Annotated in this window: 19 protein-coding genes and 2 pseudogenes; 13 read left to right on the forward strand and 8 right to left on the reverse strand. The window is 61.7% G+C overall.

The window, feature by feature from the left end; all coding sequences use genetic code 11:
- Positions 1–53 precede the first annotated feature (53 nt).
- Positions 54–1,874: pseudogene (locus BLS26_RS31795) on the forward strand (putative bifunctional diguanylate cyclase/phosphodiesterase); the annotation flags it as partial.
- Positions 1,875–1,910: 36 nt separating this feature from the next.
- A complete protein-coding gene (locus BLS26_RS31800) occupies positions 1,911–2,579 on the forward strand; it encodes an ABC transporter ATP-binding protein (RefSeq protein ID WP_244541755.1) in 669 nt (222 codons plus the stop codon).
- Here the strand turns inward: BLS26_RS31800 and BLS26_RS31805 are convergent.
- The 5 genes from BLS26_RS31805 to BLS26_RS31825 all read right to left on the reverse strand — a co-directional run bounded on the left by BLS26_RS31805 (position 2,572) and on the right by BLS26_RS31825 (position 8,467).
- A complete protein-coding gene (locus tag BLS26_RS31805; protein ID WP_244541756.1) occupies positions 2,572–4,008 on the reverse strand; it encodes a triacylglycerol lipase in 1,437 nt (478 codons plus the stop codon). The two genes, BLS26_RS31800 and BLS26_RS31805, sit on opposite strands and share 8 nt — an antisense overlap.
- Before the next feature lie 11 nt (positions 4,009–4,019).
- Positions 4,020–5,141, reverse strand: coding sequence for a hypothetical protein (locus BLS26_RS31810; protein WP_092516415.1), 1,122 nt, complete (start codon positions 5,139–5,141; stop codon positions 4,020–4,022).
- Positions 5,141–6,373, reverse strand: coding sequence for a hypothetical protein (locus tag BLS26_RS31815; protein ID WP_244541757.1), 1,233 nt, complete (start codon positions 6,371–6,373; stop codon positions 5,141–5,143). The genes BLS26_RS31810 and BLS26_RS31815 overlap by 1 nt, the downstream gene beginning before the upstream one ends.
- A 238-nt stretch (positions 6,374–6,611) precedes the next feature.
- Entirely contained in the window at positions 6,612–7,589 is a 978-nt protein-coding gene (locus tag BLS26_RS31820) for a tripartite tricarboxylate transporter substrate binding protein (protein WP_092516417.1), read from the reverse strand.
- 77 nt (positions 7,590–7,666) lie between these two features.
- Positions 7,667–8,467, reverse strand: coding sequence for a transporter substrate-binding domain-containing protein (locus tag BLS26_RS31825; protein ID WP_092516418.1), 801 nt, complete (start codon positions 8,465–8,467; stop codon positions 7,667–7,669).
- A 128-nt stretch (positions 8,468–8,595) separates the two neighbouring features.
- Here BLS26_RS31825 and BLS26_RS31830 point away from each other — a divergent pair, with 128 nt between their 5' ends.
- The 6 genes from BLS26_RS31830 to BLS26_RS31855 all read left to right on the forward strand — a co-directional run bounded on the left by BLS26_RS31830 (position 8,596) and on the right by BLS26_RS31855 (position 13,818).
- On the forward strand, positions 8,596–9,312 hold the full coding sequence (locus tag BLS26_RS31830) for a TetR/AcrR family transcriptional regulator (RefSeq protein WP_244541758.1): 717 nt from the start codon (positions 8,596–8,598) through the stop codon (positions 9,310–9,312).
- A gap of 17 nt (positions 9,313–9,329) precedes the next feature.
- Positions 9,330–10,202: an amidohydrolase gene (locus tag BLS26_RS31835; RefSeq protein WP_092516420.1), complete on the forward strand. Its 873-nt coding sequence runs from the start codon at positions 9,330–9,332 to the stop codon at positions 10,200–10,202.
- 16 nt (positions 10,203–10,218) lie between these two features.
- Entirely contained in the window at positions 10,219–11,196 is a 978-nt protein-coding gene (locus BLS26_RS31840) for a tripartite tricarboxylate transporter substrate binding protein (protein ID WP_244541759.1), read from the forward strand.
- A 12-nt stretch (positions 11,197–11,208) separates the two neighbouring features.
- Complete coding sequence (locus BLS26_RS31845) at positions 11,209–11,925, forward strand: PIG-L deacetylase family protein (protein ID WP_092516422.1); 717 nt, start codon at positions 11,209–11,211, stop codon at positions 11,923–11,925.
- Positions 11,925–12,788, forward strand: a complete 864-nt coding sequence (locus BLS26_RS31850) for a hypothetical protein (RefSeq protein WP_244541760.1) — start codon at positions 11,925–11,927, stop codon at positions 12,786–12,788. The genes BLS26_RS31845 and BLS26_RS31850 overlap by 1 nt, the downstream gene beginning before the upstream one ends.
- Positions 12,789–12,867: 79 nt before the next feature.
- A complete protein-coding gene (locus BLS26_RS31855; RefSeq protein ID WP_092516424.1) occupies positions 12,868–13,818 on the forward strand; it encodes a catechol 2,3-dioxygenase in 951 nt (316 codons plus the stop codon).
- 124 nt (positions 13,819–13,942) lie between these two features.
- Here the strand turns inward: BLS26_RS31855 and BLS26_RS31860 are convergent, their stop codons facing one another.
- Positions 13,943–14,809, reverse strand: a complete 867-nt coding sequence (locus BLS26_RS31860) for a tetratricopeptide repeat protein (protein ID WP_092516425.1) — start codon at positions 14,807–14,809, stop codon at positions 13,943–13,945.
- Positions 14,810–14,916: 107 nt separating this feature from the next.
- The gene (locus BLS26_RS31865; protein WP_092516426.1) at positions 14,917–15,573 is read right to left on the reverse strand and encodes a FecR domain-containing protein; all 657 of its coding nucleotides are present in this window, start codon (positions 15,571–15,573) and stop codon (positions 14,917–14,919) included.
- 384 nt (positions 15,574–15,957) lie between these two features.
- Between BLS26_RS31865 and BLS26_RS31870 the strand changes: the two genes are divergently transcribed.
- Both BLS26_RS31870 and BLS26_RS31875 read left to right on the forward strand, forming a co-directional pair.
- Positions 15,958–19,773, forward strand: coding sequence for a VCBS domain-containing protein (locus BLS26_RS31870; RefSeq protein WP_172804738.1), 3,816 nt, complete (start codon positions 15,958–15,960; stop codon positions 19,771–19,773).
- Between the two features lie 46 nt (positions 19,774–19,819).
- Positions 19,820–19,975: pseudogene (locus BLS26_RS31875) on the forward strand (catechol 2,3-dioxygenase); the annotation flags it as partial.
- A gap of 11 nt (positions 19,976–19,986) precedes the next feature.
- Here BLS26_RS31875 and BLS26_RS31880 read toward each other — a convergent pair.
- Complete coding sequence (locus BLS26_RS31880) at positions 19,987–20,688, reverse strand: GntR family transcriptional regulator (RefSeq protein WP_092518871.1); 702 nt, start codon at positions 20,686–20,688, stop codon at positions 19,987–19,989.
- Positions 20,689–20,815: 127 nt separating this feature from the next.
- Here BLS26_RS31880 and dctP point away from each other — a divergent pair, with 127 nt between their 5' ends.
- From dctP to BLS26_RS31895, 3 genes are read left to right on the forward strand one after another with little or no spacing between them, the layout of a single operon-like run.
- On the forward strand, positions 20,816–21,835 hold the full coding sequence (gene dctP / locus BLS26_RS31885; protein WP_092516429.1) for a TRAP transporter substrate-binding protein DctP: 1,020 nt from the start codon (positions 20,816–20,818) through the stop codon (positions 21,833–21,835).
- Positions 21,832–22,386 carry a TRAP transporter small permease gene (locus tag BLS26_RS31890; RefSeq protein ID WP_092516430.1) on the forward strand — a complete coding sequence of 185 codons (555 nt, stop codon included), beginning with the start codon at positions 21,832–21,834 and terminating at the stop codon, positions 22,384–22,386. Before dctP ends, BLS26_RS31890 begins: the two co-directional genes overlap by 4 nt.
- On the forward strand, positions 22,383–23,741 hold the full coding sequence (locus tag BLS26_RS31895; RefSeq protein WP_092516431.1) for a TRAP transporter large permease: 1,359 nt from the start codon (positions 22,383–22,385) through the stop codon (positions 23,739–23,741). Before BLS26_RS31890 ends, BLS26_RS31895 begins: the two co-directional genes overlap by 4 nt.
- Positions 23,742–23,747: the final 6 nt, after the last annotated feature.

The raw sequence follows: 23,747 nt of genomic DNA on the forward strand, positions 1-23,747 counted from the left end.
CTGCCAGTCCCGCTCTCAGAGCCGGGATCGTCAGGCGAGCCGCGCTTTGCTGCATGCTGCTCGCGGCAGTGGTTTCGGCCGGCGTTGCGATGTCGGCATGGAGCCTGCGCGAACATATCCTGTCCGCGCTTGTCGCCGTTCTCGCGGTCATGGTCGGTCTCTTGCTGCTGCGCCATCGGTTGACCGAGCAGCGGCTGGCTGCGGAGCGGCGCCACCTTGCAATCGCCGTCAACAACATCCCGCAAGGCCTTGTTCTCTATGACGCATCGGCGCGGATCATCATCTGCAACCAGCCCTATATCGAGATGTTCGGGCTGTCGCCGGAGGTGGTCAAGCCCGGCTGCACCATGCAGCGGCTGATCGGTCACCGGAAGGAGACCGGATCCTTTGACGGCGACGTCGATGCGTTCTGCAATGCCATCATTCACAAGGTCGCGCTCGGCAAAGCCACCCGTCAGCTCACCGAAGCGCCGGGCGGCCGGGCGATCGAGATCATCAACCGGCCGCTGAAGGCCGGCGGCTGGGTCGCCACGATCGAGGACATTACCGAGCGCACCCGCGCCGACGAGAAGATCGCGCATCTGGCGCATTACGACGCCTTGACCGATCTGCCGAACCGGCTGCTGTTCCGCGAACGGCTCGAACAGGCGATGAAGGCGGTGCGGCCGGGCGAGCAACTCGCCGTGCTGTATATCGACATCGACGAGTTCAAGAGCGTCAACGATGCGCTCGGCCATCCCGTCGGCGATGAGCTTCTGATCGGCGTGGCGGATCGGCTGCGGAGCTGCCTCAAGGAGTCCGACATCGCGGCCCGCCTCGGCGGCGACGAATTCGCCGTGATTCAGACCGCTATCAAGAGCCAGTCGGAAACCACAGAACTCGTTGACGAAATTCATTCGGCGATCAGACGTCCGTTCGAGTGCGCGGGGAATCTGATCACCACCGATGCCAGTATCGGCATCGCGCTCGCTGCCGGCGACGGTCTCGACCTCGACCAGTTGCTGAGGAACGCGGACCTTGCTTTGTACGGAGCCAAGGGCGACGGACGGCGGACCTACCGTTTCTTCGAGGCCGGCATGGATGCGCGCGCCAAGGCGCGGCGAAGCCTGGAACTCGAACTGCGTCAGGCCATCAGCGACGGCAGCCTCGAGGCCTGGTATCAACCGGTGCTCAATCTGGAGACCAACAGGGTTTCCTCCTGCGAGGCGCTGTTGCGGTGGCGGCATCCCGAACGCGGCATGATCTCGCCCGCGGAATTCATCCCGGTCGCCGAAGAGACCGGCCTGATCAATCAGCTCGGCCACTGGGTGCTCAACACCGCCTGCGCCGAGGCGGTCAACTGGCCGGACGAGGTCCGCGTGGCGGTCAACGTCTCGCCGATTCAGTTCAGAAGCCAGACGCTGGCGCTCAACGTCGCCGCGGCACTGGCGGCCTCGGGCCTTTCCGCCGACCGGCTCGAACTCGAGATCACCGAGGCCGTCCTGATCCGCGATGACGAGGCCGCCCTCGAGGTTCTGCACCAGTTGCGAAAGCTCGGCGTCCGCATCGCGCTCGACGACTTCGGCACCGGCTATTCCTCGCTCAGCTATCTGCAGCGTTTTCCGTTCGACAAGATCAAGATCGATCGCTCTTTCATCCGGGATCTCGCCGGCGGTGGAGCCTCGTCGTCGATCGTCCAGGCCGTCGTCAACATTGCCGCCGCCAGCGACATGATGACGACCGCCGAGGGCGTCGAAACCGAGCAGCAGCGCAATCTCTTGTACATCCTCGGCTGTACCGAAATGCAGGGCTTTCTGTTCAGCCCGGCGATACCGGCGGTGGAGGTCAGGCGGCTATTGCTGTCGCACCGTGGCAAGGCGGTATCGGCGGCTTGAACCGCCGGGTGCGGCTTGCTATCCACGATCCCAGCCATGGCGAAACCCCCGCTGCATCGAAAAACCGTGTCGGCAAGGATCAGCAAGCACAAGGTCGCCGACGGCATTTACCTGCTTCGCTTCAAGACCCAGTACGAACTGACGTCGACCTTCCTCCGCGTGCAGGAATATTACGAGTCGCCGCGGTTTCACGGGCGGATCTTCACGCTCGAACAATTCATGGACTGGTATGCCGCGCAGTACGGCAGCTTCAGCTATTTTGAGGACTGGTCGGGCTTTAACGTGCCTTCGACGGCTTTCCAGCCGTTCTTCGACGGAAAATTCGATCCGCTGACCGAGAAGGAAAAGCGGCTGCTTGGGCTGTTTCGGAACCTGCGCGGACGGTTTTACGTCATCGGCATTTATGAAAGCGGCAGGAAAGGCAGTTTGACCCACGAACTCGCGCACGCGCTGTTCTTTACCGATGCCGCCTATCGGGAAGCCGTGCACGAGGCCATGCGTGGCTACGACACCTCCGCGCTCGAAAAGAAGCTCGTCGAGGCCGGCTACGCCAGGCACGTCGTTCCGGACGAGGTGCAGGCCTATATCGTGGCGCCTTCAGGCGAACTGGGCGCCGTGTCGCGGCCGCTGGAGCCCCTGCGCCGACGGCTGCGTGCGCTGTTCAAACTACATTCCAAAGGGCTATCGATCCCCACATTCAGGTAAACTTCGCCGAGATGTAGTCGATCGTTTGCGGCTGCCGGAAATAATTGCAGTGCCAGACGACATCGCTGGTTCCGAAGTCGTGGGGCGGCGCGGCGAGATTGAGGTGAGGCACGCCCAGGTCCGTCATCGACGCCGTATCGACCACCAGATCGTTTTCGCCGCCAAAGACAGCGTTGGTAGCCTTGTCCGCGGCGACCTCCTTGCGGAAGTATCGCCAGAATCGCCAGCCGGGGTCGGCTGTCTCGAAATTGGATTGCACCGCATAGTAGAAGGGATCGACGGCGCACGGCCCGAGCCGGAGTCGATCGATCTCGTGGTTGTTGCTGACGGCGGATTGCCCCGACAGGCCAGGAATCAGGGAGACCAGGCCATCCACCAGCGGCGTATTGGCGAGCGCACCCGTCACCGACACGACGACCTGGACCAGTTTGCCGCCGACCCAGAGGAACGGGTTGGCTGTGCCGGCGAGTGTCAGCGTTTTCTCGGCGAAGCTTCCGATATTTGTAATCAGGTCCAGCACGTTCTTGAGTTTGTCGGGAGCTGCGAGCGACGTTCCTCTGAGGGGTGATCCCACCAGGACGGCACGGACCGGAGTGGCCGGCAGGATGCTCAGCGATTTGCCAAACCCCTCAAGCCACCACCGCACCACCAGTCCGCCGCGGCTATGCGCAATGACGTCGATCTGTCCGCTTGCGTTTGCAAAGAACCGTCCGAGTTCGAGGGCGTTGACGATTGGGCTTACCGCCAGCGTCGCGTGCTCGAAGAAGACGACATTCTTGTAGGATTTCGCGCCGGTCGTGGCCCGGTTGAGGAAATCAAGCCCTTTCGCGGTGCTTGTGAACTCCCCCAGCATGTTAGTGGCGTTGGAAAAGGTCCCGTGCACGAACAATAGCGTGGGGCCTTCCAGCACCGGCATCGTAGCGGGCTTATCGAGCTGGAAGGTGTTGGCGTTGATCCTGCGTAGGGGCCTCAGTTGCGAACGCAGTAATTCATCGAGAGCGGGATTGAGGGTCTGGTCGATGGCGCCGATGGCCGCACCGACCTTGTTGGGCTTCAGGACTGGAAAAGTCCTGGTCAATATCACCGGGCTTTCCGCCGGTCCGGCGTCCGAAGTCGGGAGCAGGGGCGGCGGCAGTCCCGCGCGCCGTCGCATGCGGCGGCGGCGAAGCCCGATGTCAACGGCAGGAGGCGGACCTTGCGGAATGTCGTCGTGCCAGGAAAGTATCCCGTCCGTTTCGACCAACGAAACCGTCTTGATGGGATTATCTGGTGTATTTGAAGCGCGCCGGCGCCGCCGCCGCAAGCCGGAGACCGAGGTCTTTTCCTCGTCGTAATCCTCATAGAGGCCTTTGAAAATGTCGTCATGCTTGTCCCAGAGGTCGGCATGGGACTGGAAGCGCCCGGGGTCGTCGCCTGCATCTTGCGGCATGTCTGGTCCCGTCATTCGTTGATGATTGGAAGGGGGGTCACCGCCGGATCGGCCGTACGGGCGGCCTGGATGTCGAGCATGCTGTCGAATTCCGCCCGGCTGCGCAGGTTGGCGCGGCCCTCGGTTTGGGCGTCAGCGAAGCTTTTCGCCGCGGTGAGGTAGGTCGCCTCGAGCATGACCAGATGGTTCGTGGTCACGTAGTGCATGACCTCGGCGTAATTCAGCTTGGTGAGGCGCCAGCCATACTGGTCGACATAGGGCATTGCGGTCTCGCGCGCGGCGCGACTACCGATGCCGGGGAGCGCTTGCGGTATGGATCTGACGGAAACGAAATTGTCGTGGGCGCCTTCGGACCGCCAATAACCGACGAACGCATGATCCGTGAGCAGGACCACGACCGGGTAGACGCCGATATACTCGAAGCAGGAGGCCAGCAGCAGGGCAAGGTCGATGCAGGTGCCCGTGTTCGAGGACAGGATATCGGTCGGTGTGCGCAGCCGCTGGGTCGTCCGGGAGTAGGCAGGCGGCGGGTTGATGTACTGAATCCGGTATTCGTTGACGAGCGCGGTCCAGATCGCCTGGATCTGGCTGTCCACGCCCGCAGCTTCTTCCTGATACCCGTCAAAACCTGCCGCCGGATCGTCGATGATACCGACCAGGTATCGCCGCGACGAGTTGATGATCTTGAGGATGGCTGGATCTCTCGGCAACACGAAGGACGGCAGCCACGGGTTTTTCTCGGTATCGTCGAGCCATTCGTCCACCGGAATCAGGGTGACGCGTTGCGTATCCTCGAAGGCCGTCTGTCCGTCGCAGGTGACCTTGACATAGACCGCCGATTGTACGCGTTCGCGCAGCGAGCGGGGAAGGTTTGCGGTCAGCGGAATTTTGACCAGAGGCGCCAGCGCAAGTTGCACCTCATCGAGCACGAGATGGGTGTACCGGTAAGGGTAACTCTCGGCCCCGACGCACAGCTCGACTAGCACGGCGATGTTGGTGAGCTGCCTGTCAACCAGCTTCGTGAGCGTGAGCTTGCTGAGCAATTCCCGGTTATTGTGCAGCAACGAGTAATTCACCTCCGCCTCGACGTTGAAGTCGACATGGAGACGGTCGCTGATCGCTTGGCTGACCATCATCGTGCTCCAGTTCGCTTTTTCTTCGATGCCGGCTTTGCGGTGTTCTTTTTTCGGGCCTCAAATCCGATCATGCTGCTTCCCAGCCAGATCACGATGCCGGTGCCGTGCATGCGGTCGCCGTCCATGCCCTTCCACGCCTCGAGAAAAGCGCCCTGGATAGGGTTGCCGCCGTGGCACCAGGCCCAATAGAAAGCCTGGAAGAATTGCTCGGCAAATTCGTCGTCGATCTCGTCCAGAAACCCGATGGCGGCGTGCGCGCCTTCGCGGACCAGCTCACGCGCGGTCCGCGCCCCAGAATAATACAGGTTCAGCGTGATGACCTGCGGCTTCTTCTTCTTTGAGCCCAGCAGGATCGCCGGCAGGTGGTCGTAACGGATCGGAAATTCACTTTCAGTGTCGCCACGCAGGATCATTCCGTCGTGCAGGATGTCGGATTCGTCGATGACATCGGTCTTGGATTTTTCATCGGGCTTGGTTTTCTCGAAGACATCATAGAATCCGTCGATGAGCCATGCCGCCTGATGCGTATCGACGCCGGTAACGTGGATCGCTTCCCAGTTTTTGGCGGCCACCATCGCCTTCAATTTGCTCAGCGGCAGCGTCGGCGCGATCTCCATCTTGTTGTTCACGGCGGCGCGAATGCGTGTTTCCTCGTCGTCGAATTCGTACTCTTGATCGATCCGCCCCGGTGCGCTCTCGACGAACAGTACTTGCCGCGGCGGGGTCGAGTTGACGTCGACGCCGTTGGAAAAACAACGCGTCACCAGCAGCGGATTGAAGCGGCCGGCATTTCGCGTGGCTGAGGTGAGCAGATATTCCCAGGGGATTTCCGATGCCGCTTCCATCAGCCGGGCCGCCTCGGCCACGTCGGCCTTCGGATCATGCAACTCGACTTCAATATGACCGGCGAGCGCAAATTTCGGCATGTCGGCGGCGCTGACGCCCAGTTTCGTGAGATCGTTGCTGGCCTGTTCCGCGAAATAATCGCGCATGTCGGGGTCGCCCGCCCAGCGTGACCGGACGCGCAGAATGTAGGGCCAGCGTCTCGCGATGTTCAGGATGGCCGGGCCCGCGCTGCTCATCACGACGTGCGTGAGCGGCTCTTCGCCGCCCTCGTGCGCGCGGATCGTGACCAACGGGCGACGGGCAGCCGGGCCGGCGTTCCCGGATCCGGGCGGTGGCGGCGTCGCCGCTTTCTTTGCAGGCTTCCGGACAGGTTTTTGCGCCATCCAAATGGCTCCCGTTTGGGATATTACGGGGGCTCGTGCCCCAAAAAATGTCGTAAAAAATAATGCACGTTAAAGTAGTTTCTGATCTGTAGCAAAAAACTTACGTCACGCAAAGGTATTTGCGGTCGAATTTTGCACGCAAAACGTCGCAGCTATCCGGTCGGCTCGTAAACGGCCGACCTGCCGAGCGTCTCGATCATGTGGTCGGCAAACGTCCTGACGCGGGCGGCGACCTGGCTTACTGCACCTTGATGTTGGCTTCCTTGAGCACCGGCTCCCACTTCATGGCTTCGGCGCGCATGAAGGCGTCGAACTCCGCCGGCGAGTTGCCGACCGGGGTGGCGCCCATCTTCTCCAGGGCGGTGAGCACGAGCGGGTCCTTCAGGGCGGTTGCCAGGTCGGCATTGATCCTGGCGACCAGATCAGGCGCCATGCCGGCGGGCCCCAAAAATCCCCACCAGACCGACGCGTCGTAACCGGGCAGGCCGGATTCCGCTACCGTCGGCACATCCGGCAGCGCCTTCGCGCGTGCGGCGGTGGTCACGGCCAGTGCCCGCACCGCGCCGCCGTCGAGCTGGCCGACGACTTCGGGCAGCGGATTGACGCTCATCGGAATTTCACCCGATATCACGGCGGTGAGGGCCGGTGCGCCGCCCTTGTAAGGAATGGCCAGAATTTTGGTCTTGGCCATGTAGTTGAGCAGCTCGCCGGCGAGATGCGCCGAGGTGCCGTTGCCGGACATGCCGTAGGACAGCGCCTCAGGTTTTTCGCGCGCGGTCGCCAGCAGTTCGCCGAGGTTTTTGACCGGATTGGTCTTCGACACCACGATCGCGAGCGGCGAGGCGGCGACTTCGCTGATCGCGGTAAAGTCCTTGAAGGTGTCGTAGGGCAGTTTTGGATAGAAGAACTGGTTCAATGGATGACCGCTGGCGACCAGGATCAGGGTGTAGCCGTCGGGCGGCGACTGCGTCAGGGCTTGCGAAGCAATGATGCCGCCGGCGCCGGGGCGGTTCTCGATCACCGGCTGCTGGCCCCAGGTTTTCGACAGCGACTGCCCGATGGTGCGCGCCAGCACGTCGACGGCGCCGCCGGCCGCATAGGGCACCAGGATGCGCACCGGCTTGGTCGGAAAGGTCTCCGCGTGGGCGCCGGCGGCGGCGAGCGAAACGATCGTTGCCGCAAGCAGGTTGCGGATGATTTTGCCGTGATGGCGCATACGAAAAAGTCCTTCTGTGTCAGTACGATGATTCAGTCAGTTCAGGCGTCGCATTGAGCGCGCCGATATTCGTTTTGCTACTCCGCCGCGGACGTCACGGCGCCGCGCAGACCGGCCCGCGCGATCGCCGCGCCGACCAGTCCTTCCGACTTCACTTCAAGTGTGAACTGCCGCAGGAACGGCATGCCCTGGTCGCGTCCCTTGGGAACGGCGACGGCGAAGTGCTCGACACCCCAGCGACCGTCGAGCACTTTCGATCCCGGCAGCTTTTCGGCCATCTCGAACAGCGAGGCCTTGTTGGTGGCGTAGGCGTCGAGCGTGCCGGCTGTCATCATTTCGATGCCGGCATCGAAATTGGTCAAGCGAACCACTTCGGCCTTCTTGAACGCGCGGGTCAGGGTCGCCTCCGAGGAGCTTCCCGCCGTGACGCCGACCCGGAGTCCCGCTGCGTCCACATCGGCGACCGTTGCCAGCGCCGACCCCTTCGGGACGAGATAGCCGAGTTCGACGTCCATGAACGGCGGACCGAAATCCATGTCCTTGGCCCGCGCCGCCGACGAACTGTTGGTGAAGGCGACGTCGGCGGTGCCGTCCTTGATCGCGGCGAGGACATCGGCGTTCTTGGAAAACACCACCGGCGCATAGGCGACACCGAGCCGTTTCGCGAGTTCCTTGCCGAGATCGTAACCGACGCCACGCGGACCACCTGACGCCGGATCCGGCAGGATCGAAGTCGGGGTGCCCGTATAGAGCGCGGTCCGCAACACACCCGTCGGCGCCAGGACTGCGCGCGGTTCCGGATCGGCCGCGAGTGCGGGCGCACCGCGTCCGGCCAGCGATGCCGCGACGATCAGAAACGCAACGATGGTACCGCGCATCGGCCAGCTCCCGTGTCCAGATATTTGTTGACCGGACCTTATAATTTGTACAAACGTACAAAACCAGCGCGCGGAAAGCAAATCCCAAAGCAAAGCCCAAAAGCAATCCAATGACGCGAAATCCCAACATGCGAGAAGCGATCTTGAGTGCGGCGGAACTGCTGTTCTCGACCCGCGGCTTTAACGCGGTGTCGATCCGCGACATCGCGCTGGAGGCGGGCGCCAACCCCGGCAGCATCACCTATCACTTCAAGAGCAAGGACGGCCTGCTGCTGGAAATCTACAAGCGGCATTGCGGGCCCATGAACAAGCGCCGCATCGAGTTACTCGTCGCCGCCACGCGGGTGCGCGACGTGCAGGACCGGCTGGAAGCGATCGTGCGCGCCTACGTGCAGCCGGCATTTTCCTCCAGCAGCGATCTTGCCGGCGGTGGCGCGCGGTTCACCCGGCTACGGGCCGTGATGTCGGCGGAGGGCAACGCGGTGGTCGGCCGCATCATCGCCGAGATTTTTGACGACACCACCAACGCCTTCATCGAGGCGATCGGGCACAGCCTGCCGCATCTGCCGCGCACCGCGATCGTCTGGCGATCGCAGTTCCTGCTCGGCGCGCTGTATTACACCCTGGTCAATCCGGAGCGGGTCACGCGGCTGTCGCGCGGCGAAGCCGACGGCGCCGATATGGCGGAGGCGATCGAGCAACTGGTGACGGCGACGGTGGCGTCGTTGCAGGCGCCTGACGTCAATCACTTTCCGGCAGCTGTTTCGAAGCCGGCGAACGCTGCGGCAGCGCCTGCGAAAGCTGTCAGCCGCAAGAACACCCGGACGCCTTCGAGCGCGAAATAAAGCGATCAGCGGACAACATGACGCAGAAGCCCACCATTCCCGGTCCCGATCCCGATACCCGGATTCCGAAATTCGAACTGCCGCCGCTGGCCTGTGACGCGCACACGCACATCTTCGGCCCCGGCGACAAATACCCGTACGCACCGGGGCGGCCCTACACGCCGCCCGATGCGCCGCTGGAAGATTTTCAGGCCCTGCACAAGAAGCTTCGCATCGGCCGCGCCGTCATCGTCAATGCCAGCGTGCACGGCACCGACAACCGGGTGGCGCTGGACGCGATCGCCGTCAGCAAGGGCACCTTTCGCGCCGTCGCCAATATCGACGATACCATCACCGAACGCGGCCTGCGCGAGCTGCACGAGGGCGGCTTTCGCGGTTGCCGATTCAATTTCGTGCGCCATCTCGGCGGCGTGCCCGACATGGCGGTGTTCCACCGCATCGTCGCGATGGTGGCGCCCCTGGGCTGGCACATCGACCTGCATTTCGATGCGATCGATCTGCCCGAGTATGCCGAAATGCTGCAACGACTGCCGGTGCGTTACACCATCGATCACATGGGGCGGGTCAAGGCCTCCGACGGCCTCGATCAGTTGCCGTTCCGGACGCTGATCGACCTGATGACGCGCGACGAGAAATGCTGGGTCAAGGTCTGCGGCTGTGAGCGGGTATCGTCCGGCGGTCCGCCGTTCCACGACGCCGTGCCGTTCGCGCGCCGCATCATCGAGACCGCGCCGGACCGGGTGATCTGGGGAACCGACTGGCCGCATCCCAACGTCAAGGCGATGCCGAACGACGGCGATCTGGTCGATTTGATTCCGCTGTTCGCGCCGGAGCCGGAGCTGCAGCAGAAGATCCTGGTCGACAATCCCGCGCGTCTGTTCGAGTTTTGAGATGACGAGGGTTCCCATGACCAGACGCCACGCATCGCTCGCCGGGTTGGTGGCAGTGGCCGCCGCACTCCTGATGCCGCAACTCGCCTGCGCCCAAAACTATCCGACCCGGCCGATACGGCTGATCCTGCCGTTCGGCCCGGGCGGCGTCGCCGACGTCACGGCGCGGATCGTGACGGAAAAACTCGGCGAAAAACTCGGTCAGCGCTTCATCATCGAGAACATGCCGGGCGCCGGCGGCATCACCGCTGCCCGTGCCGTGCTGTCGTCGCCTCCGGACGGCTACACGCTGGCGCTGTTGAGCAACGGCACCGCGATTTCAGTGTCGCTGTTCAAGAGCCTGAACTTCAATCCGGTGACCGATTTCGCGCCCATATCGAGCATGGGCACTTTCGATTTCATCTTCGTCACCAAATCCGGCTCGCCTTACGGCACGCTGGCGGACTTCATCAAGGCGGCGAAGGCAAAACCGGGCACGCTCAATGTTGGCACCATCAATGTCGGCTCGACCCAGAACCTTGCCGCGCAACTGTTCAAGTCGACCGCCGGCGTCGACGTCACCATCGTGCCGTTTCGCAGCTCGCCCGATGTCCTGATCGCGCTGCTGCGCGGCGATATCCAGATCGCGATCGAGAACTTTACGTCCGTGCAGTCGCACATTGCCGATCACGCGGTGGCCGCGGTCGCATCCTCGGGGCCGGTTCGTACCGGCTTCATGCCCGATGTGCCGACGGTGAAGGAAGCCGGCGGGGGTGACTTCGAGGCGCGGTCCTGGAACGCGATCTTCGCGCCAAAGGGCACGCCACCTGAAATCATCAAGACGCTCAACGCTGCGCTACGCGAGGTGCTCGATGATCCCACGCTGAAACAGCGCGCGCTCGAACTCGGCATCGAAGCCAAGGCCAGTTCGCCCGAAGAAATTTTGGGGCGGCTGAAGGACGATATCGGCAAATGGGCCGACGTGATCGACCGCGCGGGAATAGCGAAGCAGTAACAGGAGGAATTCATGAGCAAGACCGGCCTTGTGGTGACGGCGCATCCCGGTGATTTCGTCTGGCGCGCGGGTGGCGCAATCGCGCTGCACGTCAAGAAGGGCTATCGCATCAAGATCGCCTGCCTGTCGTTCGGCGAGCGCGGCGAGAGCCAGTTCGCCTGGAAGGAGGCGGGCGCGACACTGGAGAAGGTCAAGGCCGGCCGGCGCGACGAGGCGCAGCGCGCGGCGGAGATGCTGGGTGCGGAAATCGAATTCTTCGATGCCGGCGATTACCCGCTGCGGCTGACGGAAGCGCATTTCGACCGCATGGTCGACATCTACCGCGAACTCAATCCATCCTTTGTGCTGACCCATGCACTGGAGGATCCCTATAATTTCGACCACCCCAACGCCGCGCATTTCGCCCAGGAGACCCGGGTGGTGGCGCAGGCAATGGGCCACAAGCCCGGCGCCAAATACACTTATGCCGCGCCGCCGGTATTCCTGTTCGAGCCGCACCAGCCCGAGCAGTGCAATTTCAAGCCGCAGGTGATCCTCAACATCGACGAGGTCTGGGACATCAAGCGCAAGTCGTTCGAGATTCTCGCGGCGCAAAAGCACCTATGGGCCTATTATGAGCGCGTCGCGCTGAACCGCGGCGTGCAGGGCGGCCGAAACTCGGGCAAGGCCATGACCTATGGCGAGGCCTATCAGCGGCTGTTCCCGATGGCGGTGGAGGAGTTGTCGTGATGACGACGCGCTTGCGCACCTTGCTCGGCGATCATCCGGGAACGGCAGCGCTGAAGAGCGGCGCGATCAAGTCCGATTCAGTGGCGTTCGATTTCGTCGACTATTCGCCGGCCCACAAGGGCTTCAAGCCGATGGTGCGCGAGGCGGCGTTCGACGTCTCGGAACTGGCCATCGTGACCTATCTGATGGCGAAGAGCTTTGGCAAGCCGATGGTGCTATTGCCTGACGTGGTGGTGGCGCGGTCCCAACACGGCTACGCGCTGTACAACGCCAAGCACCGCACGCTGAAGCCCGCCGACCTCAACGGCAAGCGCGTCGGCATCCGCTCCTTTACCACCACGACCGGCGCCTGGTTGCGCGGCATCCTTGCCAATGACTATGGCGTCGATCTCGACTCGATCGATTGGGTCACCTTCGAGGACGCCCATGTCGCCGAATTCGAGGACACCACCAAGCGCGCGCCGGCCGGCAAGCAGGTGGTGCAAATGCTGATCGACGGCGAGCTCGATGCCGTGCTCGGCGAGAAGGTCGAGCATCCCGACCTGAAGCCGCTGTTTGCGGATACTGCGGCCGAGGAAAAAGCCTGGTTCGCGAAACACAAAGTCGCGCCGATCAACCATATGGTGGTGGTGAGCCAAAAGTTGTCCGACACCAATCCCGACGCCGTGCGCGAAGTCCACCGGCTGCTTGACGCGTCGGCCGCGGCTGTGCCGGCAGCACCCCGTTTCAATACCGAGGAGATGCGGCGTTCGCTGCAATTGATCATTCACTATTGCACGCAGCAAAAGCTGATTCCGCGCGCGTTCGCCGTCGACGAATTGTTCGACGACGTCACCCGCGCTGTAGTCCGTAGGGTGGGTTAGGCGTAGCCGTAACCCACCGCGGCGCAAAGAAAATGGCGGATTACGCTTCGCCGATCCGCCCTACGAAAGAGGAACGCCAATGACCCCGGAGCCGATCTTCGATCTCGCCCATCTCGGCCACATGGAAATGCTGACGCCGAAGCCGGACGAGAGCCTGAAATTCTTCGTCGACGTTATGGGCATGACGGTCAGTGGCCGCAAGGGCGAGTCGGTCTATCTGCGCGGCTGGGACGACTACGAGCGCTATTCGCTAAAACTGACCGCGTCGAACACCTCGGGCATGGAGCACATGGCGCTGCGCGCGCGCAGCCCGCAGGCGCTGGAGCGTCGTGTGGCTGCGCTGAAAGGCTCCGGCTTCGACATCGGCTGGATCGACGGCGACATGGGGCAGGGGCCGACCTTCCGCTGCCGCGACCCCGATGGACACATCGTCGAGCTTTATTACGAGACCGAATGGTACCAGGCGCCGCCCGAACTCAAGCCGGCGCTGAAGAACCAGGCGCAACGGTTTCCGGCGCGCGGCGTCAATGTGCGCCGGCTCGACCACCTCAACTGCCTCGCGGTCGACATCAAGGCCAACCGTCTCTTCTTCGAGGATTACCTCGGCTTGCGCACCACCGAGCAGATCGTGCTCAACGACGGCTCGGAAGCCGCGATGTGGATGACGATGTCGAACAAGAGCTACGACTTCGCCTACACCCGCGACCATTACGGCAAGAAGGGCCGTTTCCACCACGTTACCTACGCGCTCGACAGCCGCGAGGAGATTCTGCGCGCCGCCGATATCTTTCTCGAGAACGGCGTCCACATTGAGACCGGCCCGCACAAGCACGCGATCCAGCAGACGTTTTTCCTTTACGTCTACGAGCCCGGCGGCAACCGCGTCGAAGTCGCCAACGCCGGCGCGCGCCTGATCCTGGCGCCGGACTGGAAGCCGATCGTGTGGACCGAGGAAGAGCGCAAGAAGGGTCAGGCCTGGGGACTGAAGACGATCGAGTCGTTTCACACCCACGGCACGCCGCCGGTGTGAGGGGCGGGCAGTGACTGATGTGCCTGAATGGCGGATAGCTTGCGGGAGTCCGCTATGCTCCGACAGCGGACCAGGTTCCGCATCCGGATGTGGCTGTAATCCGATGCTCTGCGTTGATTGGCCTCTACCACGCGCCATAGCACGTGAAGTCGTCACCGATCTCGGCCTGGATTGTCTTTGCCGCTGAGATGTCGGAATCGCTGCCAGCCTTGTCACCCTGCTTGAGCTTGGCAAGCCCGCGTCCATAGAGCGCGCTCGCCAGCTTCGGGTCGAAGCGCAGTGCAGAGTTATAGTCATCGATAGCCGCGCCGAATTGACCCATCTTCAGGTAGATAAGTCCACGCGAGTCATACGTCGCGGCGTCGTTCGACCCCGACTGAAGCGCCTTATTGCAATCCTCCAGCGCCGCCTGCAACGCGCCGAGGATGGCTCGGGTCCAACAGCGCCCGTTCCACACGACTCCCAAATTGGGATCAAGACGGATTGCCTCGTCATAATCCCGCGCCGCGCGATCGTACTCATGCTTTTTCAGGTAGGCTCCGGCACGATTGGCGAAGGCTCCGCCGTAGTTTGGATTGAGCTTGATCGCCTCATCGAAAGCGTTAATCGCGAGGTCGTATTCGCCTTTCCTCAGGTAAGCCACGCCGCGGTTGTTGAAGGGCTTGGTGTAAGTTCGATTGAGCCTGATCGATCGATCGAAATCCTGAATGGCGCGGTCGTAATCCTCCTTGGCGGTATAGGCGTTGCCACGATTATTATAGGCGACAGCCAGGGTAGTCGTCTTGCCTTCACCCGCATCGATGAGCGCCGTGCAACCATCAATTCGAGCTTCAGGCGACGTGCGACCTGAGCCGCTACACAATTCAATATTCTTGAGATAGTTATCCTTTGGCTTCGGGTTCTGCGCCAGAGCGGGTGACCCGAGGAGCAGCAAGACGAGAATCGGCGCTACGCCGCCGGTGGTGGTGCGGGCATTTGCACTCATTTCCATGTCAGGCTTCCCGATTTTGGGAATGGGCTGTCGCCGATTTCTGCAAGTCGCTGTTCTGCGCCGGATCCCTGCTTGCGTCGAGAACGGCTTGCGCTCCAGAGATGATGCTAGCACCCTCGACAGATGTTGAGATTGAACTTGTGATCGGTCCTTTGCTCGGGTTGCTGTGCCGTGGATGCAGCTTTCCGTTTCGTAAGCTTGCTCTTGCCCTCTTCAATAAGAGTGGCAAATTTGACGGTCCCATCATCCGATATTTCGATGCGCGGCGTGGTCCCTCGAATCCCCATCGTTGCGACAGGGGTATCGACCTTCATATCGCCGGTCTTCGCAATGCTGCCGGCCACAAAAGTGAATGTTCCCTTCGTTAGGCTGAGCAAGCTCGAATTCGACTTCCCGTTGGGGTCGTACACGAATTCGGTCAAAGTCATGTGGGCGTTGCTCGATAGATTGAACGAGGTGCCATCAGCAAAGTTGATCCCGATCCGGCCATCGGCGCCGGTCTGGACCACGTCGCCCAAATAGACAAGATCCCCAATCTTGGTCTGAACGGCTTGACCGGCGACATTTGCCTGAATGACCACAGCACTCGCATGTTCGATCGTGATCGAACCCATAGCGGTCACAACTTTCCCAATCGGCTTTGAAACAGAATCCTGAACGGCGGGTCGGCCAGAATCGATTTGCGCTTGCCCTCGACAAGGCAAAAGACCGGCTAGCGTGAAAACGAAACTTGCCGCAAATACGCCAAACATATGCGTTCGCATGGTCCCCTCCTGCTCGCGATGATCTTGTTGTGCGACAGGCCGATGGTTGCTAACCGCCGAGCAAGGCCGCAATACCTCAAGCGGAGTACCTCTTCTGGAGACTGGCGTGCTGTCATTGAGACGTAGAAAACTCGGACACCGACAATAGTATATTTTCGTGGGGGCGCATATCGCGGCAGAACGACAGCAATCCTGCCATGTCGTCGTGCGGAACGCGTTTCCTTGCTGTTGCAATTGAAACTGGATCAGGTCGTTTTCGGCGGGCTAGGCTGGAGCTGCGCACCAAGACATTTTGACCGCGTGGCGCTGGCCAAGCCAAGCCAAGGCAAGAAAACGTCGGCACTACTCCGGGCCTGAGCCACTCCGCAGGCGAGGTCGAAGCCAATGTTAGTTGCTTCCGGCGTGGAGTTCGGCGACGCGTGCACGGCCGCTGCGGGCCAGCTTCCCCAAGTGATTGGCAACATTCAGACCGCAATCGGTTGCGGCACCATTAAGCGTCCGGGTGGCGTAGCTGTTCAAGTCATGGTTGGCGATCCTGTTTGCCAGGATGACGTGATCGAGACCGAAGCCGACGGGCGGATCGAAATTCGCTTTGTCGACGGCACGGTGTTCAACTTGTCCCCCGACACGCGCGTGGTGCTAAGCGAATTCGCGCGGGACTCCAACGGCACCTTGCGGTCGGCGCTGTTGGCCGTAACCAGAGGCACCTTCGCCTTCATTGCCGGCCGGCTGGCAATGGCCGGCTCCCTGACGGTGGACACGTCTGTCGGTAGCATTCGCAGCCTGACCCAGGGCGGTGGTATCGGCATGCTGTCGTCGGCGGCACTGATCTTCTCGGCTATGAAGGAGGTCCAGGCCGCGGACTCGAACGTCACGTTCTTGGATGACGACACCATCACCTACAAGGACCTCGAGCATGGCGTATTTGAGCTCATAACCAAGGAGGCGATCCCGCGACACATCATTGTTGAGGATCCCGGAGAGACGGTCGTCTTGAGCAGAAGTGGGTCCTCGGTCAGTGTGAACGAGGTCGCGAATTCCCTCACTCGAATGCAGGAGTTGCGGGCGGCCCAACAGGACGTGCTCGCCAACTTTGCGAAAGGGCTGGGACCAACCGGCTCCAGCACCCCTCCGTTCGTCAATCCGCTGCCGGTGGAGCCGATTAATTTCATTCAGACTGATGCCCTCCACCCGCAAAATTTGCTCCCACCGATAGAGCCGATGATCTTCACGGTTCCTGAGAGCAATATCGTGCGTCTCCCGCCAACCCTGAATGCGTCGACGGGGCCGACCGAAATCGACACGGTAGTGTTTGATAGTTTCACGACCACTAGTGGAATTTTCTCTGCCAGCAGTGCCAACGGTGGCGCCGCACTGACCTTCGGTATCAGCGGGGGCACTGCCGGCAATACGGTACTGGGCGGGGTGACATACGATGTATCGAGCACCGGCCCGTTCGGCACGCTTTACGTTGACAGCACGACCGGCGCCTACACTTTCGCCCCGAACAGCGACGCGATCAATGCGCTGCAGGCGCCGACGACCGAAACCTTCACGATCACGGTGTCGGACGGCACGCTCTCAGCCAGTCAGGCCTTCACGATCAACATCAACGGCGTCAACGATGCGGCCATCATTTCCGGCACCACTACCGGCTCGGCGGTCGAGGCTGGGGGCGTCGCGAATGCCACGGCCCACACACCGACCGCGACGGGCACGCTCACCGACACCGACGTCGACAATCCGCCCAACACTTTCACCGCGGTCACTTCGCCAACGGCAAGCGCGGGTGGCTATGGTACCTTCACGATGACGGCGGCCGGCGTGTGGACCTACACGATCAACGAAGCCAACGGCGCGGTGCAGGCGCTCAATGTCGGCGACGCGCTGACCGACAGCTTCACGGTGACCACGATCGACGGCACCCCACAGGTGGTGACGATCGTCATCCACGGCGCCAACGACGCCGCTATCATTTCCGGTGCCACAACGGGCTCAGTGATCGAGGCTAGCTGTCATAGGCCCGACACGCCGACCGCGACGGGCACGCTCACTGATACCGACGTTGACAATCCACCCAACACCTTCGCGGCGGTCACCTCGCCAACGGCGAGCGCGGGTGGCTACGGCACTTTCACGATGACGACGGCTGGCGTCTGGACCTATAAGCTCGACAACGACAACGGCGCGGTGCAGGCGCTCAACGTTGGCGAGAAGCTGACCGACACTTTCACGGTGACCACGATCGACGGTACCCCACAGGTGGTGACGATCACCATCAACGGAACCAATGACGCCGCCATCATATCCGGCAAGACAACGGGCTCAGTGACCGCGGTTGGCGATGATGACGATGATGCGCCCGGCATGCCGAGAGCGACGGGCAGGCTCACCGACACCGACGTCGACAATCCGCCCAACACCTTTATGCCGGTGAGTTCGCCGACGAAGGGCGATGGCGGCTACGGCACCTTCACTATGACGGCGGCTGGCGTGTGGACCTACACGCTCGACGACACGAACTACGCGGTGCGGGCGCTCGACGCCGACGACAAGCTGACCGACACCTTCACGGTGCACACGATAGACGGCACTGCACAGGTGGTGACCATCACCATCCACGGCGCCAGCGACGATGACCGCGACGATTTCGACCACCTGGTCACGGGGACGCACGTCGTAGCCGATCCGCCGTTCGCCGATGGGATCCCTCAACACGACAGCATCGCGGTAGGAGGTACCGAAGGCCAAATCATTGATGCGGGCGGCACCGCCAGCGGCAGCGGCAAAGCGGACCTTCTCAGTGCAGGCTCCGGCAATGACACGATCAACCGGGCCGGCACGATCAGCGGAGGCTCGGAAATCGATACGATCGACACCAATAGCGGTAACGGTACCCACCTCGGCGGACACGGGCCGGACCCCCTTACAGGCGGCAATGGAAACGACCGCTTCGTTTTTTCGTCCGCAGCGGAGTCCCGGGCGGTCCGGTTCGACACCATCTCCGATTTTAGATCGGGGTTCGGCAGGATGGATTTATCGGCTCTCGGCGCACTGGACTTCGTCATTTTGGCACTGCCCCCTGCGAGCACGTCTGTGCCGGCGCATACCATTGCCTGGCTCTACGACAGCGCGAACAATGAAACCATTGTGTACGTCAATCCGACGGACCAGACCCTGCGCATCGGCGCTTCCAGCCTCCTGGAGATCCATGTACAGGGGGTTGCGACCATTCAGGCGTCGGATTTCGCCCCCGAGCCGACGGTGGCGGCCGTCGCGATGGCCGGTGAACCGGTCGGTCACGAGTCGGCCGCGACGGTGGCAAACGACGCAGCGATCGCCACGATGGCCACCGCCCTTGTTTCGTCCGGCACGACCATCAGTGATGACGCGCACCTCGCCGTCAGCCACTGGACGTGGCATACGACCGAGGAGAAGCTCATCATTAGCAGCTTCGACGAAGGCCGGACGCCCGCGACCGAACACACCGATGACGCGGTCGCTATTCTAAGCGGACACTCAATCGGACCGCTGCGCGGCCTCGCCACGGAGCCGATGAAAAATGACGTCACGTTCGATAAAACGCCGGTGCACGACGGCAACGGAGCCGTGACACCTCCGAGTGGCACGATCAATAATACGGATGTCACCGCGCTGAAGACGCCCGCCGAGCCGTCGCATGTCGAAAATGGCGCGAAGCCGGAGGGCGGAGGCCCACAATCTCACAGTGATGAAAATATAGCTTCTGAAACGAACGACGTCGCCACGGCAAGCCATAAAGTGCATTCGAACGATCATTCCAGATTTGAGGACCATTCGGCATCAAAAGATCATTCCGATTTGAAAGAGCATTCGGAATTGGCCGTGACAGACACCGGCCCGGCTGATGCTGCGGAGACTCACATGCATCGCTCGGAGACAGCCGGCAAGCTCGTGATGGGAGACTCATTCAAATTCAGGGACGAGCTTCCCGGTCATAAAGCTCCAGACGTCATCGACCGGGGGCATGAGGACCACACCCCGACATCGATCGGTCATCACGAAAATTCCGCTGGACATCACGGGCTGCTGGAGATTTCAGAGGCGCAAACAATCGAGCTGTCTCCGTCTGGGCAGCATTCAGCTGACCATTTCAGTATCGATCCGCACCATGCCGGGAGCGTTGTCGTTAGCCATGGGCTGCACGATCTGATCGTGTGACTGACTTGCCGGATTGGGCGAGATTGCTCGGCGGTTTCACGTACACGGCAACCGCGTCGAAGTCGCCAACGCCGGCGCGCGTCTCATTTTGGCGCCGGATTGGAAGCCGATCGTCTGGACCGAGGAAGAGCGCAAGAAGGGCCAGGCCTGGGGACTGAAGACGATCGAGTCGTTTCACACCCACGGCACGCTGCCGGTGTGAGATCTGATCGATTAGGACCGCTTTATTTCTACAGCGACCGAACGTTGCGACGCGTGCGATCTGCTTTCGGCCGCCGCCGCAAAGTTCAACATCATGTCGGAGAAGCGTTCGCCCTGAACCAGGACGTGGTCGCGCAGCCGTCTCGCGGCCAGCTCTTCGTTGCCTTCGCGGATGGCTTCCACGATGCCGGCGTGTTCGGCGAGCGATTGGCCAAGGCGGTTGCGCGCCCTTAGCTGAACGCGGCGATAGGCGCTGAGCCGTTTGTGCAACGTCAACGCCTGCTCGGAAAGGAATGCGTTGCGGCTCGCCCGATAGATGGCTTCGTGAAAACCGCGGTTCACGCCGTAATAGATTTCGGGATCGCCGGTGGCCGCGGCGTCGACGCATGCAAGATGGGCGGCTTCGATCAGTCGGTCGTCCTCGGGAGTTAACCTGCGCGCCGCCAGCGTCCCACACGCGGCCTCAAGTTCGGCCATCGTCTCGAACATCTCGACCAGCCGCTGTGCCGAGAGGACGCTGACCATCGCCCCCCGGCGGGGCCGCATCTCGATGAAGCCCTCGGCGCCCAGTTGCAGCAGCGCTTCCCGGATTGGGGTGCGGGATACTCCGAATCGTGCCGCCAGCGAGAGCTCGTCGAGGTGATCACCCGGGACGAATTCCCCTGCAATAACAGCGTCTTCTATCGCCTGCTTGAGCTTGAAAGCCTGGCTCACAATCTCCTCCGATGCCAAATTATACAAAAAGCTTGACAGATAATGCAATATACTTAATGGCTAGTATTGTATGCAATATAAGAGATTGGAAATGCAATCCAGCTTGCAAACCAGGGAAAGGAAGCCAATGAAAATCTCGCGACGAGCCATTTTGAGCGGTGCGGTCGCGGCGCCGCTGGTCCTGAAATACGGATCCGCCGCCGCGGCGCCGGCATTGAAAATCTCGCACCAGTTTCCGGACGGCAGCGCGGTGCAGGGCGATTTCAGGGACAAGCTTTGCCGCAAGTTCGCCGAGACCATTGCGCAACGGAGCGGTGGGCAACTCACGGCGCAGGTCTATCCGGGTTCGTCGCTGATGAAGACCAACTCGCAGGTTTCCGCCCTGCGAAAGGGCGCGCTGGATTTCAGCCTGATCCCGCTCTCCTATGCCGGCGGCGATCTGCCGGAGTTGAACATCGGTCTGATGCCGGGGCTGGTTCCCACCTACGCCGACGGGCTGGGCTGGAAAGCAAAGCCGATCGGCCAGGAGCTCACGAAACTCCTGGGCGAGAAGGGCATCATCATCGTCACCTGGATCTGGCAGGCGGGCGGCGTCGCCAGTCGTACACGACCACTGGTCGAGCCCGGCGATGCCAAGGGCTTGAAAGTGCGGGGCGGATCCAGGGAAATGGATCTCGTGCTGCAGGCCGCCGGTGCGGCCGTTCTCTCGCTGCCATCCAACGAATTGTATGCGGCGATGCAGACCGGCGCCTGCGATGCGGCGCTGACGTCGTCGACCAGCCTGATTTCCTTCCGCCTCGAGGAACTGGCAAAGCACCTGACGACCGGGCGGGCCAAGAGCTACTGGTTCATGTTCGAACCGTTGCTGATGTCGAAGGCGGTGTTCGACCAGCTTTCGAGCGAACATCGGGACATCATCATGGCGGTCGGCGCCGAACTCGAGGAGTTCGGCAGGGCGGCTGCCGTCGTGGACGACATCAGGGTCGCCGAAGTCTACGAAAAGGCCGGCGCCAAGGTCTACGACCTCGATTCATCGGCCATTCGCGAGTGGCGCGCGATCGCCCGCGATACGGCCTGGAAGGATTACGCCAACAAGAGCGAGAACTGCGCGCGCCTGATGAAGCTGGCGATGGATTCCGGCGCATGACAGCCCAGGAAATTGGAATCCGGGAAGTGCGTGAAACCGGCGCGGGATCCCAATCCCTGATCGGTCTGGCGGAAAGGGCAATGCTGCTGCTCAACGCCATCATCATGGTCGCCGCCTCGGTCGCGCTGCTGTTTGCAGGGCTGGTGCTGAGCTACAGCGTGGCGGCGCGCTATTTCTTCAATGCCGCAACGTACTGGCAGGACGAGGCCGCGGTGTTCCTGCTGGTCGGAAGTACCTTCATGTCGGCGGCTTATGTGCAGTCGAAACGCGGCCATATCGGTATCGAGGCGATCGTCGGCCTGCTGCCGCCACGCGTCAATCGAATTCGGTCCATCGTGGTGGACGTGGTGGGTTTTCTGTTCTGCACGTTCTTTGCGTGGAAATCCTGGACGCTATTCCACGAGGCCTGGGTGGACGGACAGGTTTCATCGTCGACATGGGCGCCACCGCAGTGGATCCCGTATTCCTTCATGGCACTCGGGATGAGCTTGATGTCGGTTCAGATTTTTCTGCAGATCGCGATCGCGCTCGACGGCGGGAGATCCAAATGAACACGCTCACGGTTGGCCTCCTCTATGGTGGCGCCACGCTGACGGTGATGGCTTCCGGCATGCCGATCGCACTCGCGCTCGGCGCGGTGGCCGTTGCCTTCATGTATTTCTTCATGCCGGCCGCGTCGTTGGATACGGTCACGCAGAATGTCTATGAAGAGATGGCTTCGATCACGCTGCTCGCCATCCCGCTCTTCATCCTGAAGGGCGCTGCGATCGGAAAATCCAAGGCCGGACAGGATCTCTATTCGGCGCTGCATGTCTGGATGAACCGCATCCCGGGCGGGCTCGGTATCGCCAACGTATTTGCATGCGCGCTATTTGCGGCAATGGCCGGCTCGTCGCCGGCGACGTGCTCGGCGATCGGTTCGGCCGGCATTCCGGAAATGCGAAAGCGCGGCTATTCGGGCGGATTCGCTGCGGGAATCATTGCTGCGGGAGGCACGCTCGGGATTCTTCTGCCGCCATCGATCACGATGATCCTCTATGCCGTGGCTTCCGAACAGTCGCTCGGCAGATTGTTTCTGGCGGGCATCGGTCCGGGCCTGCTGCTGGTCGCTCTCTTCGCCGGGTATGCCGTGCTCAACTTCAGGCGGGAGCTGGATGCTGCGAAACTGGCCTATGCGGCCAGCGGCACAGAACACGCGATTCTGCGCAGCGAGGATTTTACAGTTGCGCAAAAATTCAGTGCGCTGCCCCGCGTCCTGCCTTTTGTCGTACTGCTGAGCGGCGTGATGTTCGCGCTCTATGGCGGCTACGCGACACCTTCGGAGACTGCGGGCCTTGGCGGGATTCTTGCGCTCATCCTGATTGCCGTCATCTATCAGGCATGGCGGCCATCCGATCTCGCTCCAATTCTAGCGTCCACGCTTCGCGAGTCGACGATGCTGATGCTCATTATCGGCATGTCGCTGCTCTACTCCTATGTGATGAGCTATCTTCACATCAGCCAGTCGGCCGCACAGGCCATCGTCGCCATGCAGCTTTCGAAATGGGTATTGCTGGCTGCCATTCTTGCCCTCGTCATCGTCCTCGGCTTCTTCCTGCCGCCGGTGTCCATCATCCTGATGATGGCCCCGATCATCCTGCCGCCGCTCAAGGACGCTGGATTCGATCTCATCTGGTTCGGCGTCGTGATGACGATCGTAATGGAGATGGGCCTGATTCATCCTCCTGTGGGCCTTAACATCTTCGTCATCCGGAACATTGCACCCGACATCCCGCTGGCTGACGTGATCTGGGGGACCGTTCCGTTCGTGATCCTGATGGCTTTGGCCGTTCTGCTGCTGTGTTTGGTGCCTGGAATTTCAACCGGGTTGCCCGACGTGGTCATGGGAACGGCAACTGCTCGCTGATCGTGG

This window comes from Afipia sp. GAS231, from assembly GCF_900103365.1.
In the GTDB taxonomy this organism is placed as follows: domain Bacteria; phylum Pseudomonadota; class Alphaproteobacteria; order Rhizobiales; family Xanthobacteraceae; genus Bradyrhizobium.